This is a genomic window from Serratia sp. Nf2, from assembly GCF_003028435.1.
GTDB classification, from domain to species: domain Bacteria; phylum Pseudomonadota; class Gammaproteobacteria; order Enterobacterales; family Enterobacteriaceae; genus Serratia; species Serratia marcescens_L.
In genome coordinates, this window is the sequence record NZ_PYTW01000008.1 from 66,105 (window position 1) to 84,554 (window position 18,450).

Sequence of the window (18,450 nt, forward strand, 5' to 3'; positions counted from 1 at the left end):
TGTATGCAACTGCAAAACAAGTCTCTCATTGAACGTATCGTCCACGCCGTCGGTTTCGAGGCCATCGCCGTGATGGTTTGCGCCCCGCTGGGCGCGTGGCTGCTGAACCGCTCAATGGTGCAGGTCGGTGCGTTGGCGGTGATGCTCTCCACCGTCGCTATGTTGTGGAATATGGTTTACAACACGGTGTTCGACCGCCTGTGGCCGGTCAGCCGGGTGGTGCGTAACCTGAAAGTGCGTGCGTTGCACGCCGTCGGCTTTGAAGCCGGTTTTATCCTGATCGGCGTGCCGATCGCCGCCTGGATGCTGAGCATCTCCTGGACGCAGGCGTTTATGCTGGAAATCGGTTTCTTCCTGTTTTTCCTACCGTACACCATGGCCTATAACTGGCTGTACGACACGCTGCGCCAGCGCTGGTTCGAAGCGCGCCAGCCGATCAATTCCGGCGCCAAATAAGGCGTCGTCAGCCCGGCGATTCTCAGGTAAGGTCAGAGGATCGTCGGAAATGCTGAGGAACGAATGATGAAAGTGTTGGGCTTGCTGGGTGGCATGAGCTGGGAATCCACCATTCCTTATTACCGCACCATCAACGAGCAGGTAAAGGTGCGCCTCGGTGGGCTGCATTCGGCCAAAATCGTGCTCTACAGCGTCGATTTTCAAGAGGTTGAACGCTTGCAGCACCAGGGCGATTGGGACGGTGCCGGCCGATTGCTGGCCGCCGCCGCGGTGGCTTTGCGCGCCGCCGGTGCCGAAGCTATCGTGATCTGCACCAACACCATGCACAAGGTGGCGGAGGCGGTCGAGCAGGCCAGCGGCCTGCCGCTGATTCACATCGCCGATGCCACGGCGCTGCAGGTGCGGGAAAAAAACATACGCCGCGTCGGGCTGCTGGGCACACGCTTTACCATGGAGCAGACCTTCTATCGCGGCCGCCTGCAGGAATTGCACGGCATCGACGTGGTGACGCCGGTCAGCGCCGATCGCGACATCGTACACCGCATCATCTATGACGAACTGTGCCTGGGTAAAATTCGCGACGCCTCGCGCGACGAGTATCGCCGGATCATCAGCGATTTGGAGCAGCAGGGCGCGCAGGGGATTATTTTCGGCTGCACCGAAATAGGCTTGCTGGTGAGCGAGCGGGATGCGTCGGTGCCGGTGTTCGATACCACCGCGATCCACGCCCGCGCCGCCGCGGCGTTCGCGTTGGCCTAATCGTCGTGCGGCGGCTGCCGGCGATTCACCAGCATCAGCGGTTTGCCCGCCAGCGCCAGCCAGGCGGGCAGCATCACGATGCACAGCACCGGCAGCAGGTGCAGATCCGGCACCACCGCCACCGCCATGAACAGGCTGAGCCAGCCGTCGCGCGTGACCACCAGCACCAGCCCCATGATGGCGCAGGAGACGGTGATCGCCGCCGGCACTGCGGGAACGTGCTGGTGCAGCATCAGCCCCAGCGCCACGCCGACGAACACCGCCGGGAAGATGCGCCCGCCGCGAAAGCCGCTGGCGGCGGCGATCACCAGCGCCGCCAGCTTGGTCAGGGTAATGGTCAACAGCGCCGGCACGGAATAGCCGTCGTCTGCCGCGAGGCGCTTCATCTCATCCAGCCCTTTAAACAGGGTAATCTCTCCGCCCACCAGCGCCAGCAGGCCTAGCACAAAGCCACCCAGCCCTAACATCAACACCGGATTCTTCATCGAATGGAACAGGCGGTGAACGTGCGGGAAGCACCACAGCGCCACCATGCCGAGCGCGATGGCGATTAGCGCTACGATGGCGCCGCTGAAGATGTCCGGCAGCCGCGTCACGTCATAGGCGTCGAGCTGCAGGGCGAAATTGGGCACGAAGAACATCTGGGTGGTGACTGCGCCGGCGGCTGCGGCGACCAGCGGGGCGAACAGCCGATCCCACAACGGCGTTTCGTTATTGCCTGCCAGGGTTTGCGAGAAGATCAGCGCGGCGGCGACCGGCGTGCCGAACATCGCGCCGATGGTGCCCGCAGCCGCCAGGATGATCCAGTCCATGCGCGGCACCTTCGGCAGCAGGCGCGCACCGGCGGCCGCTACCAGCGCGATATTGATGGCGGTGATTGGGTTCTCCGGCCCCAGGCTGACACCGCCGGCCAGGCCGACGATCAGCGCCAACCCCAGCCCCGGCAGGGCGGAGAGCGGCAGCGGCATACCGATCAGCGATTCCGTCGCCGGGTCCGGCCCGGCGTGGCCCGGCATATAGCGCACGATAAGGCCGACCGCCACGCCGGTCAGCGTCAGCATCGCGACCGACCACCAGGGCGACTGGGCGTCCAGGCTCAGCGCATCGGGCAGCGTTACCCACAGCCATTGCTGCAGCGCGGCGGCGACTTTCATCACCAGCAGCAGCACCAGACTGGAGGCGGAACCGATAATCAGCGCAGGCAAAGCAAAGGCCAACATGGCATTGGCGCGCGGATGCAGCATGGATAATCCTTTGTCGATGCCTCCCGGCAGGGCTGGGAGAGCGGGTGGTTGGGCAGTGGCCACAGCTTGCCAGACTATCGGCGTGCAGGCACGCATTGATATTGCCCGGCGCCGATGACGGTTAACAGTTGTCGGGGGGCGTTTTTTGCCGCAATTTGTTTCAAATCGCGGCGTCGCAGGCCAGCTGAAACGTTTTTTGTGATCCGGATCGCTATTGGGGTGCAGATCCGAGGCGGGTGATTGTTGTTTTTGCAGCAGGATTTTACAGTGTGGGCAGCTTTTTATTTTTCATTTTGCGGAGACGAAATCAATGACCTATGCCCTCGTGGGTGATGTTGGCGGCACCAATGCCCGCCTGGCGTTGTGCACTGTTGCGACGGGTGAAATTACCCAGGCGAAAACCTATTCCGGCCTGGAGTTCGACAGCCTGGAGGCGGTGATCCGCCACTACCTGAAAGCGTGCGATATCGAGGTGCAGGACGCCTGTATCGCGATTGCCTGCCCGGTGACCGAAGACTGGGTGGCGATGACCAACCACAGCTGGGCGTTCTCGATCCAAGCGATGAAGGCCAGCCTGGGGCTGAGCCATCTGGAAGTGATCAACGATTTCACCGCCGTCTCGATGGCGATCCCGATGCTTTCGCCGGATGACGTGCTGCAGTTTGGCGGCGGCGATGCGCAACCGGGCAAACCGATCGCGGTGTATGGCGCCGGCACCGGGCTGGGTGTTGCCCACCTGGTGCACGTCGGTCGCCGCTGGGTCAGCCTGCCGGGCGAGGGTGGCCATGTCGATTTCGCGCCGAACAGCGAAGAAGAAGACATCATTCTGGAGGTGCTGCGCGCGGAAGTGGGGCACGTTTCCGCCGAGCGCGTGCTGTCCGGGCCTGGCCTGGTCAACCTGTATCGCGCCATCGTCAAGGCGGATAACCGCCTGCCGGAAAAATGGGAGCCGAAGGACATCACCGAGCGGGCGCTGGCAGACAGCTGCATCGACTGCCGCCGCGCGCTGTCGCTGTTTTGCGTGATCATGGGGCGCTTCGGTGGCAACCTGGCGCTGAATCTGGGCACCTTCGGCGGCGTGTACATCGCCGGCGGCATCGTGCCGCGCTTTATGGAATTCTTCAAGGCCTCGGGTTTCCGCGCCGCTTTCGAAGACAAGGGGCGCTTCCGCGATTATGTGCGCGAAATCCCGGTGTTCATGATAACGCACGGCCAGCCGGGCCTGCTGGGTGCCGGTGCGCATCTGCGCCAGACGCTGGGCATGCACCTGTAAGCTCAGGAGCGGGGCAATAAAAAAGGGGCGCAACCCACAGGTTGCGCCCCTTGTCGTTTTCGCGGGGTATCAGGCTTTGGCCAGCTCCGCCGTCTGGGCGGTTTCCGCTGTTTCCGTTTCTACCGCTTTCGGCGCTTTGATGAACAGCGTAATCAGCAGAGAGGCGGCGGACAGAACGCCAATCACCATGAAGGTGGCGTGGAAGCCGCCGAAGTATTTGGCGACGAACGAACCGGCCAACGCACCCAGGCCGAAGCCCTGGTAGATGATGCCGTAGTTCTTGCTGTGGTTCTTCAGGCCGAAGAAGTCGCCGACAATCGCCGGGAACACGGTGATGTTGCCGCCGAAGCAGAAGGCCACCGCGCCGACGCAGATGAAGAACAGCGTGTGGTTCAGGGTCATGAAGCTCAGCGCGACAATCGCCAGCACGGTAACCAGCATGGTGAAGCTGATGACGCGCATACGGCCCACTTTATCGGACAGCGTGCCCAGGATGATGCGGCCGGCGGTGTTGAAGATGGCGACGGCGGACACGGTGTTGGCGGCAGTGGCCAAATCCATCCCGGCCAGCTGAACGCCCATGTCTTTCACGATGCCAATCAGGTACAGGCCGCTCATGCAGGCAGCGAAGAAGATGGTGAACAGCAGATAGGCTTCTTTGGTGGCCAGCATCTGACGCACACTGTAGTCGTTTCCCAGCCCGTTGGCGCCTTGCTGCGCGGCATTGGTCGCCAGCACCGGCTCTTTCAGCAACAGGGAGCCGACGACGATCAGGCCCATCACGATGGCGCCCCAGTAGAAGAAGGCGCCGGAAACGCCGACGTCGGCGATCAGGGCGGCGTTGACGTATTTGAACAGCAGGCTGCCGCTGCCGAAGGCGCCGACGGAGATGCCGGAAATCAGGCCTTTGTTGGCCGGGAACCACTTAATCAGGTTGGACAGGGTGGAGATGTAGGCGATACCGACCGCAAAGCCCACCACCACGCCGGCCAGCAGGTAGATCATGTCGAGCGAGCTGACGTGGGCGCTGGCGATAAGGCCCAGGCCGACCAGAATGCCGGAACACAGCGTCAGGTTGCGGATGCCGAAGTGCTCTTGCAGCTTGCCGGCGAACAGCGTGGCGAAGGCCAGGAAGAAACTGGTGATGGAGAAGGTGGTGGCGACGTCCGCCAGCCCCCAGTGGAACTTGTCGACCAGCGGCTGGTTGAACAGGCTCCAGGTGTAGATGGTGCCCAGACCCATCTGACAGATGATGGTGCCGAGAACGATTAAGCTGCGATTTGCCGGTTTGGTGTTCATGGCCGGTCTCCTTCCTGTGTGTGCGTTGCCGGGCGTGAGCCGCTGGCTGAAATTTGCGGGGTGAAGCTGTGTTCCCGCGGTATGGGCTTATTATATGGCCGGCACCCCCGGCGGGCGGCGGATCGGGAATGAGTTGCACGACGGAAGGAATGAAATGCATGTTATACGGCGTGAGTTGCCGTTTTAGCGCCGAAAAGCGCGTGAAATGCCGGGGGTAGCACGTGATCTACATCAAAGATATCAACGATTTATTGTTAATCATGGGTGAACGATTGTGGTGAAATTGTGAAGGATGCGTCTGAAAGGCGTAAATCGGCATTGCGCCTATAGAGCGGCGGCAAGCGCGGGACTATGTTATCTGCGATCGGACGAGGTCCGCTCTGCAGGAGTCCATGAAATGAAAAAAACGCTGTTGTTACTGGCCGCGCTGCTGGCGCTGCCGCTGGCGAGCCAGGCCGACGTGTCCATCGGCGTGAACGTGCCGGGCCTGTCGTTGCATATCGGCGATCGCGATAATCGTGGCCACTACTGGGACGGCTATCGTTGGCGCGATCCGCGCTGGTGGGCCGATCATCACCGGTATGAACGCCCGCGCGGGTACTATTATGGCCCGCCGCCACGGGTAATTTACTACGGGCCGCCGCGGCGTGACTGGCGAGATCGGCCGCATTACCGTATGCCGCCACCGCCGCCGCCCGGCTATTACTACCGTCCGGGCCCGCGCTGGTAAGCGCTTACAGGCGCATCAGCTTGCGAAACTCTTTCACCTTGCTGCGGCTGACCGGCACTTCAAACTCAAGATCGCTCAGCCGCAGAATGTAGGTATTGTTGAACCAGGGCACGATCTCGCGGATCTTCGCCAGGTTAACGCAGTAAGAGCGGTGGCAGCGGAAGAAATGCGCTTCCGGCAACCGGCTGTAAAACTCGGTGATGTTCATCGGCATCACGAACTCTTCCCGGCGGGTATAGACCCGCGTCACCTTTTCATCGGCGGCGGCGTAGTAGATGTCGTTGATGTCGGTAACGATGATCCGCTCGTCTTTGATCAGGTTGATGCTGTGGCTGCCGCGGCCCGGCGCGCTGGTCGGTTCCGCCGCGCCGGCGGGGCGATGATGCAGCGCCTCCAGCTTTTGCAGCATGGTGACGATGCGCGCCTCGTGATAGGGCTTGAGGATGTAGTCGAACGCCTCGATCTCGAACGCTTCCACCGCGTGCTCTTTATAGGCGGTGATGAACACGATCGACGGGCGATGCGCGAACTTGCTGATGTTTTGCGCCAGCAGCACGCCGTCCAGTGACGGGATGTTGATGTCGAGGAAAATGGCGTCGACCTGGTGGGTTTGCAGGTATTTCAGGACGTCGAGGCCGTCCTCGAAGGTGGCGACGATATCGATATTGCTGTGTTTCTTGATCAGGTAGCTGAGTTCTTCCTGCGCGAGGAATTCGTCTTCCACGATGATGGCTTTCATGAGGCCTCCCCGACCGGCGGCGCGCTCGGTTCCTGATGCAGCTTGCCGCCGTTTTTGCTGATGTAGAACGCGATTTCGGTGCCCGGCTCCAGGCGGCGGATATGCAGCCCTTCACCGTACAGCAGCGACACGCGGTGATGCACGTTGAGCAGGCCGATATTGTGGCCTGGCATTTCGTTGCGTGCCACCCGGTCGATGGTGTCCTGGTTGATGCCGTTACCGGTATCCTTTACCGAAATCTTCACTCGGTCGCCCTGATCTTTCACCGCGATCACCACCACCCCTTTCCCCTTGCAGGGCTGGATGCCGTGCACGATGGCGTTCTCCACCAGCGGCTGGATCAGCAGGCTGGGAATACGCACCGAGACGTCGTCATCGATGTCGTAAATCACCGTCAGCTTGGCGCCGAAGCGTGCCTGTTCGATGGCGATATAGTCCTGAATCTGATGCAGCTCCTTGCGGATATCGATCAGTTCGTCGTTCAGCTCCAGGTTGTAGCGCAGGTAGCGCGACAGGTTAATGATCAACTGGCGCGCGGTGTCCGGATTCAGGCGAATAGAGGAAGAGATGGCGTTCAGCGCGTTGAACAGGAAGTGCGGGTTAATCTTGCTCTGCAGCGCGCGCATTTCGGCCTTGTCCGCCATCTGGCGCAGGTGCTCGATGCGGGAAACCTCCATCTGCGTGGAGATGATCTGCGACAGCCCGACCGCCATCACCTTCAGCGTGTTGGTGATCTGGTGAGCGTGGCAGTAGTAGATTTTCAGCGCGCCGGTCACTTCGCCTTTTTCCCACAGCGGCACCACCAGCTGCGAGTGGATCTGCGGCGCGGCCGGGTTTTCCAGGTTGTTCTTGATGATGATTTTGCCGTGGCGAATGCTTTCGCGGGTGACGCGGCTCAGCCCTTCGCGGCCGATCGGGTAAGCTTCGCGCCCTACGCCCACGTAAGCCAGCACCTGATGGGTATCGGTGATCGCCACCGCGTCGGCACGGATGTCCTGGCGGATGATATCGCAGATGGTGGCCAGCGATTCGCTGTTGATGTTGCGGAAATAGGGCAGCGTCTTGTGGGCGATATCCAGCGCCAGCTTGGCCTGGCGCGCGGCGATCACCTCTTTTTCATCCTCGACGCTCTGTACCAGCAGCACGATCAGGCCGATGCACACCGTGCCGAGGATCATCGGCAGGGCGATCTGCGACACGATGTCCAGCCCGAGCTCGGTCGGCTTGGCCCACAGCACGATCAGCAGCATGGTGAGGGATTCGCACAGCATGCCGCCGACGATGCCGGCGCGCCAGCGTTGCTCTTTTTTCACCTTGAGGTTGATGTAACCGGCGCTGATGCCGGCGATGATGCTGGTGATAAGACAAGGTACCGAGGTGATGCCGCCGATGTCGATCAGATAGCGGTGCAGCCCGGCGACGATGCCGGTGACGATTCCCACCCAGGGGCCGAACAGGATACCGCCGGCCATGATGGCAATGACGCGCACGTTAACCAGAGACCCTTCGACGTTGATGCCGGAGTAGGTGCTGAACAGTGCGAACAGCGAGAAGATCGCCGTGACGATGCCGAGCTCGAGCGGCGTATGGTCTTCTTTTTGCAGCAATTGGCGGAACAGCCGGGTGCGGGTCAGGAAAAACAGACAGATCAACATCAGCGCGGCGCGATCAAACACCGCCAACAGCATTTCAAAAAAAGGGTGCACGACGGGTTCTCGCTGCGGCCTACGGATGGCGGCAGTATACCACAGCGAAAGGGGCCCGTGGCGTGCGCCACGGGCGGGGGATCAGCCCATGCCGAGCTGCGTTTTGCCCAGCGGCGTCAGCAGGTCGGCGGTGGCGCGGCCGTCGAAATCCACCTCGAAGTCGTCGGGGGCGAAGTCCGGCGGCGTTCTGCCGTCGATAAAGCTCGGCAGCTGGCGCTGCAGATAGGCATCGTTTTTCTCGCAGCCCGGCGCGGCGGCGATGTACATCACGTTGCTGTCGAACTCGCCGTTATGCTCGTTCTCCACCGCGTGGATCACGTCGCAGTGCCAAAAGACCGTGTCGCCCGGCTCCAGATCGGGAATAGGGGAAATCCCACTTAACAAAAGGGGATGCCATTTTTCCGATATCGACAGCGCGCGGCCCGGCGCCGCATCGCACAGATCGTCGTCGGCGACGTCGTCCTGCAGCGCGCGCAGCAGCACATAGGCCATGGCGTTGGCGATCGGCACCAGGTTCAGCGTGCCGGCGTTGGTGCGCTGCGGCGTCAGCGCCGTCCAGCCCTGGAAGGTGCGGAACATCGAGCAGACCGCCGGGGAGGCTATCTCGCGCACCTCGGTGCGGCCGTCGGCGGCGAAGGGGTCGTACTGCTGCCAGTCGCCGGAGAAAACGTGGCGATACACATAGCGGAAGTTTTCGTCCAGCCAGCGCTCGATGGTGCCGCTGTCGACGTGCGGCGACAGGCCCAGCGACGAGGAGTTTGGCGGGCGGCGGCGGGTGCGATCGGCGTAGGTGGCGACGCGGGTCGGATCGAAATGCTGTTTGCCGTTGCTCTCGGTAGCCCACAGGCTGTTGAGAAACACCTGCACCGCATGCATGCGCGCGTCCTGCCGCGCTTCGACCTGCGGTTTCGACCAATAGATGCCGTAGATCTGCGGTTTGCTTGCAGCCAGCTTACCGAAATAGTTGTCTTCGGCGGCATTTTTCAACCGCTCGACGAAGTTGTTGCGCTCAAGGTAGTCGCCGATTTCCCGGTTCCAGCCCTCGGCCTTGGCGCGGGGAAACACGCCGCGAATGGCACAGGCACCGCGCTGTTTGATCAGCGCTATCTGCTGCTCGTTGACGCGCTGCTGCAGGATATCTTCCGCGTCGATCTGCGGCACCGGATTGTGGCCGGCGGCCAGCTCGCGGCGGATCTGTTCGACCTGGCCGCGGATGTTCTCTTCCAGCGCCAGAAACACGTCGCGGTAGTTCGGCAATGCCTGGCGCAGCTGGCGTTTGACGTTAGCGATCGTCTGCGGAATATCGTCGATGACTAAAGAGGCCATGGTGTTCTCCTCGTGCCGCGTGAGTGACTGCGGCGAGCGGTTGTAGGGAATCGGGCAAGACGTTATGGTTTTGTGGTTTTAACGTGAATGATTATCGGCAACCAATCAGGGAAAATAAAGAGATATCTTTCATTCGTAAGTTCCTCTTTTTCGTTTTTCGGAGATTTTATGAAGCTGGTCACTGAACGTCTGCACTTACAGTCGATAACCGCCGAGGATTGGCCGCTGTTTCTGCGCCTGTACCAAGATCCCGAGGTGATCCGTTACATCTCCGATCCGCGCAGCGAAGCGGAGATCCGCGCCCGGTTCGAGGAGCGGCTGCCGGCCTGGGACAAACACGGCGAGCAGTGGCTGTGCCTGGTGATGCGTGAGAAGCACAGCGGAGAGGCGGTGGGCATTACCGGTTTTCGCCCGCAGTGGGTGCCGTATCGGCAGGCGGAAGTGGGATACGGGAGCTTGCCTGCCGGGCAGGGCAAGGGCTATGGCAAGGAGTCGCTGCGGGCGGTGCTGGATTATGCGGTGAACGCCTGCGGCTTTCACAAGCTGACCGCCACCGTGACCGCGGGCAATCTCGCCTCGCGCGGCCTGCTGGAGTCGTGCGGCTTTCAGCTGGAAGGCACGCTGCGCGATAACTTCCGTCTGGCGGGGCAGTGGTGCGACGACTGGCTGTTCGGGCTGCTGGCGGCGGAGTTTCAGGGCGGCAAATAAAAATATCGCGCCGGGTATCGACAAGCTCGTCGGCGCTGCGCTATGTTCGATATTCGGTCAGTTCGCTGGCCAGCGTCGCTCGGACGGTCCGGGCGCTAACGTCTATCGAGGAATCCCCTATGGCTGATAACAGTCCACAGCGCCGTTTTACGCGCATTGAACGTCTTCCCCCTTACGTATTCAACATCACCGCCGAACTGAAGATGGCCGCACGCCGTCGCGGCGAGGATATTATCGACTTCAGCATGGGTAACCCCGACGGCCCGACGCCGCCGCACATCGTGGAAAAACTGTGCGCCGTCGCCCAGCGCGACGACACCCACGGTTATTCCACCTCGCGCGGCATTCCGCGCCTGCGCCGCGCCATTTCGCGCTGGTATGCCGATCGTTATCAGGTGGATATCGATCCGGAAAGCGAAGCCATCGTCACTATCGGTTCGAAAGAGGGGCTGGCACACCTAATGCTGGCGACCCTCGATCACGGCGATACCGTACTGGTGCCGAACCCCAGCTATCCGATCCACATTTACGGCGCGGTGATCGCCGGCGCTCAGGTGCGTTCGGTGCCGCTGGTGGACGGCGTGGATTTCTTCGGTGAGCTGGAGCGCGCCATTCGGGAAACCATTCCGCGTCCGAAAATGATGATCCTCGGCTTCCCGTCCAACCCGACCGCGCAGTGCGTGGAGCTGGATTTCTTCGAGCGGGTGGTGGCGCTGGCCAAGCAGTACAACGTGCTGGTGATCCACGATCTGGCCTATGCCGATATCGTCTATGACGGCTGGCAAGCGCCGTCGATCATGCAGGTGCCGGGGGCAAAAGACATTGCGGTGGAGTTCTTCACCCTGTCGAAAAGTTACAACATGGCCGGTTGGCGCATCGGGTTCATGGTCGGCAACCCCGAATTGGTCAGCGCGCTGGCGCGCATCAAGAGCTATCACGACTACGGCACCTTTACGCCGCTGCAGGTGGCGGCCATCGCCGCGCTGGAAGGCGATCAGCAGTGCGTGCGCGATATCGCCGAGCAGTATCGGCAGCGCCGCAACGTGTTGGTGAAGGGGCTGCATGAGGCCGGCTGGATGGTGGAAAACCCGAAGGCGTCGATGTACGTGTGGGCTAAAATTCCCGAGCCTTATGCCCACCTCGGTTCGCTGGAGTTCGCCAAGCGCCTGCTGGCGGAAGCCAAGGTCTGCGTCTCGCCGGGCATCGGCTTCGGTGACTACGGCGATACCCACGTGCGCTTCGCGCTGATCGAGAACCAGGACCGTATCCGCCAGGCGGTGCGCGGCATCAAGGCGATGTTCCGCGCGGATGGGCTGCTGAAGCCGGGCAAGGCGGGCAGCGCCAAATAATCCTGTCAGGCCGGGCGTTCGCCCGGCCTTATTTTTGCCGTCCCAAGGTTTTCTTCATTATTTCCCCATTATGCTCGACTACGCTGGGTTTTATTTTTGGACAGAGTGTATGAGCAACCGCTACGCGCGATCGCAGATCGTTTTACATTGGCTGACTTTGCTGATGGTGATCCTCACTTATTCGGCGATGTTGCTGAAGGATTCGGTGCCGGAGGCGTGGGTGCCGATGGTCAAAAATTTGCACTTTAATTTTGGGGTATCGGTCTTTGCCCTGATGCTGATTCGGTTGGCGGTGCGTTCTTTCCACGCGACGCCGCCGACCACGCCCCCGCTGGAAGAATGGCAGGAGGTAGGCGCCAAGATTTTCCATTGGCTGCTGTACGTGGTCTTCCTGATGTTGCCGCTGCTGGGCATGTTAACCCTGGCCTATGGCGGCAAATCGTGGTCTTTGCTGGGCTGGCCGGTGCCGCAGTGGGTGACGCCGGATCCGGTGATGCGCCGGCTGGTCAAAACGGTTCATGAGACGCTGGCAAACGTTGGCTACTTTATCATTGGCGCGCATGCGCTGGCGGCGCTGTATCACCACTATCTGCGCAAGGACGACACCCTGCGCCGCATGATGCCGGGCAAATGATCGCTAGCCGAAACGACAAAGGGACGCTTGCGCGTCCCTTTGGCTGTGTTCCTGGTCAGGCTGCTGTCAGGCAACCATCAACATGAAGGTGCCAACCCAGGCAACCAGCATGAATGACACGCCCATCAAAAAATATTTCACTGAACAACTCCTGTCTGGAGTCCTCGCCAGCAATGATCCCGATTGTTGTGCTGAGTATTTTATGGGCAACCTGCTTGTCGGGCGGATTCTTCCAAGCGAAAGAACAACGTCCTCGAGCGCGGGTTGTCCGGTTGTCGCGCCTCATGCTCCGTGAGGTAAAATCCGAACCGCGACAGGATCGGCGCTAATGTACTCTCAATACTGGTCTGATTTCAATACTGTGTTTTTGATCACAATTTTCGGCTGTTTTTTGCACAGTGCAGACTGTTCTATAACGCTTTTTATGGGCAAGCGACAGGAAGTAGCCTGCCGCTGCGGGTTTTAAAATCGGGGTATTGCAATGCGGTGGACGGCGCTCAAGCGACGGCGTTGATGCCGGTCACCAAAATGGCCCAAAAAACGAGACAAGACAGCAGAATAACGGCCCAAATATGACGGCGACTCCACTCCATTTTTAGCCTTCGTTGTTGCGACAAGTGATTAGGTAACGATCATATCGGCGCACAATGGGGTAAATTTAGCCCCATCGGATAATATTTCGCTTACCTGCCGCTAACTTATTGGCAAACTTCGCTTATTGTCACGTGCACTTCGTAGCCCAGCAGATACAGCGCCTGCTCCAACGCCTCAACCTTCGAGGCGTAACCGAGATCCAGCAACCGCTCCATTTGCCCGCCGTTGAATCCCAGCTTGCGTGCCAGCTCCGCTTTGCCGGTGTTTTTGCGCAGCATGGCGTTGTGCAGTTCGATCTTCAGTGCCACCAGCGCCGGCAGGTGTACCCTCAAGTCATCGGTTTGCAGAGGGGAAGGGGCTGGCAGAGGCAGCCCTTCGTCCATCGCGGTGGCAATGGCGGCCAGCAGGCTTTCCTGCGCTTCCAGCTCGACGTCTTCGCGTTTATAGCAGGCCGATTGCCACTCGGGGAAGTCGTGGAAACCGATCTGCCAGGCGTCGCTGTCGCTATCGAAGGTGTAATGGGCGGGGTAGTGGCTGTACATGGCAATCCCTGATTGAAGCCTGAATGAGGCGCTATTGTGACGGCGCGGCCGGCGGATAGCCATAGCCTTGAGCGGAATGGCGCTCAATCGGCATGTTCACGCGGCTTGCGGCGCAGCCCGTCGGGCGGCAACAGCAGGGCGCAGATCATGACGGCCAGGCTGAACAGCGGCAGCCAGCGCGCCACCGGGCCGGGGGAGTAGTTGTTGAGCACCGAGCAAACATAGCACGCCACGGCCAGCGCCCAACCCGGCAGGCCGATATCGTTGAGCCGAAACGCGGTTTTGGCCATAAACCACGTCACCAGGCCAAAACAGAACAGCGCCCACACCATGATGCACAGTAGATACAGCAACACCGAGACAAATTCCTCGGTATCGCCGTGCGCATGGGCGCGAAAATGGTTTTTATCCAGATAGGTCGACAGAAACGACAGCAGCACGATGCCAACGGCGAAGATCGCCAGCGAGAAAACAAAGGGTTTGCGCGAGATGCGCCCACGATAAAGGTCTTTGGCGAGTTGTCCGAGAGATTCCATCACAGTCCGTTGTCGTCATCATTGGCCGCCCGGCGGTGGCCGAATGGCAAGCAGCCGGGCATTTTATCGGGGTAAAAGGGGACGTCAAGGTGATAGTTTTTCTCATTTAGTCGCGGTTGAGATTCCGCGCGGCCGCACCGGGTGTCCTTTCTCCGTGCAAAACGTCACAATTTGGCACGTTTGGCTACCTGACGCGGTAATTGGCGGCATAATCCTGTTTGTTCGCGTTGAACAATGCATTAACATAACTCCCACTTATCTCTTGCATGGCTATATGGATATCCGATGCGTCACCTGGTTGCGCTTTTACCGCTGATTACCTTGCTTGCTGCCTGTAGCAGCACGCCGAAACCCAGTCCCACCGCTACGCCGCAGGGCACCCCGGTAAAGGGCGGCTTTTTGCTGAGCCCGGCGCACAGCGGCGCGCCGCTGGGTGGAGACTTCGCCAATAACCCGAATACCGCCCGCTTTATCGATAAGATGGTACAGGAACACGGCTTTGATCGGCAGCAGCTGCACGATGTGCTGGCGCAGGCACGGCGCCTGGATTCGGTGCTGCGGCTGATGGACAGGCAGGCGCCGACGCCGTCTACCCAGGGGCCAACCGGGCCGAACGGTTCCTGGCTGCGCTACCGCAACAAGTTCATCACGCCGGATAACGTGCAAAACGGCGTGGTGTTCTGGAATCAATATCAGGATGCGCTGCAGCGTGCCTGGCAGGTATACGGCGTGCCGCCGGAGATCATCGTGGGGATTATCGGCGTGGAGACCCGCTGGGGCCGCGTAATGGGTAAAACCCGCATTATCGATGCGCTGGCGACGCTGGCCTTTGACTACCCACGCCGCGCCGATTACTTCGCCGGTGAGCTGGAAACCTTCCTGCTGATGTCGCGCACCGAAGGCGACGATCCGCTCGAACTGCGCGGCTCCTTCGCCGGCGCGATGGGCTATGGGCAGTTCATGCCATCTTCCTTCAAGAGCTATGCGGTCGACTTCAACGGTGATGGTCATATCAACCTGTGGGATCCGGTCGATGCCATCGGCAGCGTGGCCAATTACTTCAAGGCGCACGGTTGGTCCAAAGGCGAGCCGGTCGCGATTCAGGCCAACGGCCAGGCGCCGGGGTTGGAAAACGGCTTCAAGACCCGCTACTCGGTCGCCGCGCTGGCGGAAGCCGGCCTAAGCCCGCAGGGTTCGCTCGGCGATAATCAGGAAGCCAGCCTGCTGCGGCTGGACGTCGGCACCGGCTACCAGTATTGGTACGGCCTGCCGAACTTCTACACTATCACCCGCTATAACCACAGCACCCATTACGCCATGGCGGTATGGCAGCTGGGCGAAGCGGTAGGGCGCGCAGCGCGCGGCGGCTTCTGACCGCTGCTTCTATCAACGAAAAAGGCCGCTTGCGCGGCCTTTTTTACGTTCTGAGCAATCAGAAATCGTAGCGCAGACGCACCACGGTCATATCGCCGAGGTTGTCGGTGCTCGATGTCAGCACGTGCTCTACGTCAACGCGGAAGCCGTAGTCAAACTGCACGGTAACCCCGAGGCCGTTGTCGATGCGCTGGTAGTTGCGGCCGCTGATGTATTCCAGGCGGTCGCCCATAAAGTACGGCATCACCGATTTCACCGCGTACTGGCCCACCGGCACGGTATAACCGGCCAGGTATTCGATACCCCACGCATCGCCGGCGAAGTAATTATTGACGTCGGCTTTCTTGGTGGTCAGGAAGTCGTTGTAGTAACCGCCGCCGAAGGTGAGGGTCCAGTTGTTCGGTTTCCAGCTGATGGCGGTGCCGAAAATGTTCTGGTCATAGCTCTTGCTGCCGCTGGTGGACGGGTTGCGCATTTCGGCGCGGGTGTAGTTCCAGGCGGTGCCCCAGGTCAGATCCTGCGTGATGTGGTAATCCACGCCCAGTGAGCCGCCGCCTTTGCGCTTATAGCGCAGGCCGTTGCCCGGCAGGTAGTCGCTGTCGCTGAACAGGTACGACGCATAAACGTCCGCATCGCCGAAGCGGTTCTTGTACTTCAGCATTTTGCGTGAACGGTAAGAGCCGTCGTAGTCGCCGTTGATGCCGTTGCCCGGCGCCTGGGCCAACATGTCGTAGTCCCAGATATCGGTCTTGGCGCCCACCACGTCATAGTAAACGCTGTTCTGCTGGCCGAAGGTCATCTGGCCCCAGGTGTTACTTTTCAGGCCGGTGTACAGCATGCGGCGGCTGGTGTTTCTCGCGCCGTCGGCATAGTGATGATCCCAGTCGAACAGCGCAGGAATGTTTACGCCCAGCTCGTAGTAGCTGATCCAGCTGATATCGTCGAACAGGTAGTAGTCCGCCGCGAAACGGAAGCGGGTGCCGCCGTCGAAGCCGTTACGCTTGTAGGAGCCCTTGTCACCGTCGCCCGTCATGTTGTTGAACTGCGGACGGATACTGCCGCCAACGGTGAAGTTCAGGCGGCTGAGCGGATCGCCGGCCTGCGGATCCTGCTTCAGCAGGGTGATTTCCGCCTGAGCGGCGAACGACGCGCTGCCGATCGCCAGACCCAGCGCCACCGCTTGAGTCAATACGCGCAATTTCATTGCCATGTGTTATCCCTGTTTTATGTATGACCGCCCCCATCAGCGCCGCCATGCCGATGTTTTGCGCAGAACGCTGCGTTTTCACGCATTTTGACGGTTTTTTTTGGTGTTTTAGCGGCGGGCCGCATTTGTAACATAAACGGTGGGATAAAGAATTACTTTTCTTGCTAATTATTGGCCGGTTTTTGACCATTTCGTGCGGTGAGAAGGGCCGTTTTTCATGCCTCTCGATTCGGATGAATTCATCTAACGCCAAGGTTTATATTTTTCATTTGTCAGTCATTGGCGTCAGCCTGTAATTTTAGTCGTGCAAGAGATAATTAATTTCAGCCTGTCACCGGCGTATTAACGTTAGCCTTTTTCTGCGTAATCGGTCGGCAGGAATAAGCGATTGGGAGGTCGCCATGAGAAATCTGTTCATGTTGTTAGTGGGGTTATTTTCATTACCGGCGATGGCGGCGGAGTCGCACGTTTGTCATTCTCAAGCTTATGATTATGCAGAGGTTAGCAAGCTCAGGTTGTCTGATGATACCCTGTTTTCCTGCCGCGGCGTGGGGCGCCTGACGATCCCTGAACTGGCGCGAAAAGGATGGAGGGTGATTCATTTGGCGCAGCAAACCGAATATACCGACTCCGTCGACAGCGACGGTGAGGTTATTAAGCTTTACCAGGAAATCGTGGTGTATAAAGAATAACGCGACGGTAGCCCGTTATTATTCTCACGGCGGCGAGAACCCTATTATGAATGCGAGAATCGGAATCGACGGCAGGGCTGCCGCCGCGATGGTGATGCTATGCGCCATCTGGGGAATGCAACAGGTGGCGATCAAGGCCGTCGAGCCGGATGTGTCGGCGGTGCTGCAAATTGCCATTCGCTCGGGCCTCGCCGCACTGGGGGTATACCTGCTGGCGCGCTGGCGCGGCGAGCGCTTTACCTGGGATCGCGCCACGCTGAGCGCCGGTTTGAGCGTGGGGGTATTGTTCGCGCTGGAGTTCTTTTTTGTCTCCGCAGGGCTGCGTTACACCAGCGCCTCGCATATGGCGGTGTTTTTGTACACCGCGCCGCTGTTTTCCGCCCTCGGCCTGCATTTTCTCCTTCCTCAGGAGCGTCTGTCGCCGGTGCAGTGGCTGGGCATGCTCATCGCCTTTGGTGGCGTGGTGCTGGCCATATCGGGCATGGCTGAGGGAAGCGGCGGGGCCGATCGGCTGAAAGGCGATCTCTATGGCCTGCTGGCGGGGATCGCCTGGGGAGGCTCTACCCTGGTGATCCGCACCACGCGCCTGGCGGAGTGCCCGGCCAAACAGACGCTGCTGTTTCAGTTGACGGGCGCCTGTGTGCTGTTGTCGTTGCCGGCGCTGGCGACGGGAAACCTGCATTTCACCCTGAGCCCGGTGGCCTGGTACAGCTTGCTGTTCCAGACCGTGGTGGTGTCATTTTTCAGCTACCTGATCTGGTTTTCGCTGCTGCGCCGTTATCAGGCTTCCTCGCTGGGCATTCTCACCTTTATGACGCCGGTATTCGGCATCCTGGCGGGGGGCGTCATTCTCGGCGAACCGCTACAAATTGAATTTGTATTGGGTGCTGTACTGATCGTACTGGGGTTAATCGTGGTGAGTTGTTCTTATCTTATTTATTTTGACCGAAGGGTGGCACCAAAAATATAAATTATGGATGTTGATGTACAAAACTACCAAATAAGCTGCGAAAGCCAATTCATTATTCAGCTGCAAATATCCCGCTATGCCTGGGGCGTACCGCTGATTACGCTCAGCGATAACGGTGATTTTACTGTGATACGAAGCCGAGGCTGGTCGAGGTTGGCTAATGGGATGCAATTGGAGGTTTATTATTTTGCCAATAATTCCCTGCTTACCTGGGATAAAAACCGCAAATATATCTCTTATTCAAAGGCCGGCCGGCTCTACGCCTGCGCGCTGAATTTTTCTTATTCCCCCAAAATAGAGCGCTAACCCTCT

20 protein-coding genes are annotated in these 18,450 nt (G+C 59.8%); 11 read left to right on the forward strand and 9 right to left on the reverse strand.

Annotated features, from left to right (window positions below; genetic code table 11):
- The first annotated feature begins 3 nt into the window (after positions 1-3).
- On the forward strand, positions 4-456 hold the full coding sequence (locus tag C9411_RS17655; RefSeq protein WP_063988917.1) for a multidrug/biocide efflux PACE transporter: 453 nt from the start codon (positions 4-6) through the stop codon (positions 454-456).
- A 66-nt stretch (positions 457-522) separates the two neighbouring features.
- On the forward strand, positions 523-1,215 hold the full coding sequence (locus tag C9411_RS17660; protein WP_063988918.1) for an aspartate/glutamate racemase family protein: 693 nt from the start codon (positions 523-525) through the stop codon (positions 1,213-1,215).
- On the opposite strand, the gene C9411_RS17665 is transcribed toward C9411_RS17660, so the two are convergent.
- Entirely contained in the window at positions 1,212-2,459 is a 1,248-nt protein-coding gene (locus tag C9411_RS17665; RefSeq protein ID WP_063988919.1) for an ion channel protein, read from the reverse strand. The genes C9411_RS17660 and C9411_RS17665 overlap by 4 nt on opposite strands.
- Positions 2,460-2,769: 310 nt before the next feature.
- On the opposite strand from C9411_RS17665, the gene glk reads away from it, so the two are divergent.
- Positions 2,770-3,732: a glucokinase gene (glk, locus tag C9411_RS17670; RefSeq protein WP_107227574.1), complete on the forward strand. Its 963-nt coding sequence runs from the start codon at positions 2,770-2,772 to the stop codon at positions 3,730-3,732.
- A 69-nt stretch (positions 3,733-3,801) separates the two neighbouring features.
- Here glk and C9411_RS17675 read toward each other — a convergent pair whose 3' ends face one another.
- On the reverse strand, positions 3,802-5,031 hold the full coding sequence (locus C9411_RS17675; RefSeq protein WP_107227575.1) for an OFA family MFS transporter: 1,230 nt from the start codon (positions 5,029-5,031) through the stop codon (positions 3,802-3,804).
- 397 nt (positions 5,032-5,428) lie between these two features.
- On the opposite strand from C9411_RS17675, the gene C9411_RS17680 reads away from it, so the two are divergent.
- The gene (locus C9411_RS17680) at positions 5,429-5,761 is read left to right on the forward strand and encodes a DUF2502 domain-containing protein (protein WP_025303752.1); all 333 of its coding nucleotides are present in this window, start codon (positions 5,429-5,431) and stop codon (positions 5,759-5,761) included.
- A gap of 4 nt (positions 5,762-5,765) precedes the next feature.
- On the opposite strand, the gene C9411_RS17685 is transcribed toward C9411_RS17680, so the two are convergent.
- From C9411_RS17685 to C9411_RS17695, 3 genes are all read right to left on the reverse strand, one after another.
- A complete protein-coding gene (locus C9411_RS17685; RefSeq protein ID WP_063988923.1) occupies positions 5,766-6,500 on the reverse strand; it encodes a LytTR family DNA-binding domain-containing protein in 735 nt (244 codons plus the stop codon).
- Positions 6,497-8,188, reverse strand: a complete 1,692-nt coding sequence (locus tag C9411_RS17690) for a sensor histidine kinase (protein ID WP_063988924.1) — start codon at positions 8,186-8,188, stop codon at positions 6,497-6,499. The genes C9411_RS17685 and C9411_RS17690 overlap by 4 nt, the downstream gene beginning before the upstream one ends.
- A gap of 99 nt (positions 8,189-8,287) precedes the next feature.
- Positions 8,288-9,532: a DUF1479 domain-containing protein gene (locus C9411_RS17695; RefSeq protein WP_107227576.1), complete on the reverse strand. Its 1,245-nt coding sequence runs from the start codon at positions 9,530-9,532 to the stop codon at positions 8,288-8,290.
- Positions 9,533-9,700: 168 nt separating this feature from the next.
- Between C9411_RS17695 and C9411_RS17700 the strand changes: the two genes are divergently transcribed.
- The 3 genes from C9411_RS17700 to C9411_RS17710 all read left to right on the forward strand — a co-directional run bounded on the left by C9411_RS17700 (position 9,701) and on the right by C9411_RS17710 (position 12,223).
- Positions 9,701-10,240, forward strand: coding sequence for a GNAT family N-acetyltransferase (locus tag C9411_RS17700; protein WP_063988926.1), 540 nt, complete (start codon positions 9,701-9,703; stop codon positions 10,238-10,240).
- A 119-nt stretch (positions 10,241-10,359) separates the two neighbouring features.
- Positions 10,360-11,589, forward strand: a complete 1,230-nt coding sequence (gene alaC / locus C9411_RS17705) for an alanine transaminase (RefSeq protein ID WP_033648107.1) — start codon at positions 10,360-10,362, stop codon at positions 11,587-11,589.
- A 109-nt stretch (positions 11,590-11,698) separates the two neighbouring features.
- Positions 11,699-12,223: a cytochrome b gene (locus C9411_RS17710; RefSeq protein WP_063988927.1), complete on the forward strand. Its 525-nt coding sequence runs from the start codon at positions 11,699-11,701 to the stop codon at positions 12,221-12,223.
- 66 nt (positions 12,224-12,289) lie between these two features.
- Here the strand turns inward: C9411_RS17710 and ypdK are convergent, their stop codons facing one another.
- The 3 genes from ypdK to C9411_RS17725 form a co-directional block, all read right to left on the reverse strand.
- Positions 12,290-12,364: a membrane protein YpdK gene (gene ypdK, locus C9411_RS17715; protein WP_099782600.1), complete on the reverse strand. Its 75-nt coding sequence runs from the start codon at positions 12,362-12,364 to the stop codon at positions 12,290-12,292.
- A 557-nt stretch (positions 12,365-12,921) separates the two neighbouring features.
- Positions 12,922-13,359, reverse strand: a complete 438-nt coding sequence (locus C9411_RS17720) for a hypothetical protein (protein ID WP_107227577.1) — start codon at positions 13,357-13,359, stop codon at positions 12,922-12,924.
- A gap of 83 nt (positions 13,360-13,442) precedes the next feature.
- Positions 13,443-13,895 (reverse strand): DUF805 domain-containing protein, encoded by a 453-nt coding sequence (locus C9411_RS17725; RefSeq protein ID WP_063988929.1) that lies wholly within the window; start codon positions 13,893-13,895, stop codon positions 13,443-13,445.
- 285 nt (positions 13,896-14,180) lie between these two features.
- Between C9411_RS17725 and mltB the strand changes: the two genes are divergently transcribed.
- Positions 14,181-15,269 carry a lytic murein transglycosylase B gene (gene mltB / locus C9411_RS17730; RefSeq protein WP_063988930.1) on the forward strand — a complete coding sequence of 363 codons (1,089 nt, stop codon included), beginning with the start codon at positions 14,181-14,183 and terminating at the stop codon, positions 15,267-15,269.
- Positions 15,270-15,327: 58 nt separating this feature from the next.
- Here the strand turns inward: mltB and C9411_RS17735 are convergent, their stop codons facing one another.
- On the reverse strand, positions 15,328-16,479 hold the full coding sequence (locus C9411_RS17735) for a porin (RefSeq protein ID WP_063988931.1): 1,152 nt from the start codon (positions 16,477-16,479) through the stop codon (positions 15,328-15,330).
- Between the two features lie 398 nt (positions 16,480-16,877).
- On the opposite strand from C9411_RS17735, the gene C9411_RS17740 reads away from it, so the two are divergent.
- Genes C9411_RS17740 through C9411_RS17750 form a run of 3 tightly spaced genes read left to right on the forward strand, consistent with a single transcriptional unit; the run spans position 16,878 to position 18,444 of the window.
- Entirely contained in the window at positions 16,878-17,168 is a 291-nt protein-coding gene (locus tag C9411_RS17740) for a hypothetical protein (RefSeq protein ID WP_063988932.1), read from the forward strand.
- A 46-nt stretch (positions 17,169-17,214) separates the two neighbouring features.
- Positions 17,215-18,138, forward strand: a complete 924-nt coding sequence (locus C9411_RS17745) for a DMT family transporter (RefSeq protein WP_107227578.1) — start codon at positions 17,215-17,217, stop codon at positions 18,136-18,138.
- Between the two features lie 3 nt (positions 18,139-18,141).
- The gene (locus C9411_RS17750) at positions 18,142-18,444 is read left to right on the forward strand and encodes a hypothetical protein (RefSeq protein ID WP_033635406.1); all 303 of its coding nucleotides are present in this window, start codon (positions 18,142-18,144) and stop codon (positions 18,442-18,444) included.
- The last annotated feature ends 6 nt before the right edge of the window (positions 18,445-18,450 follow it).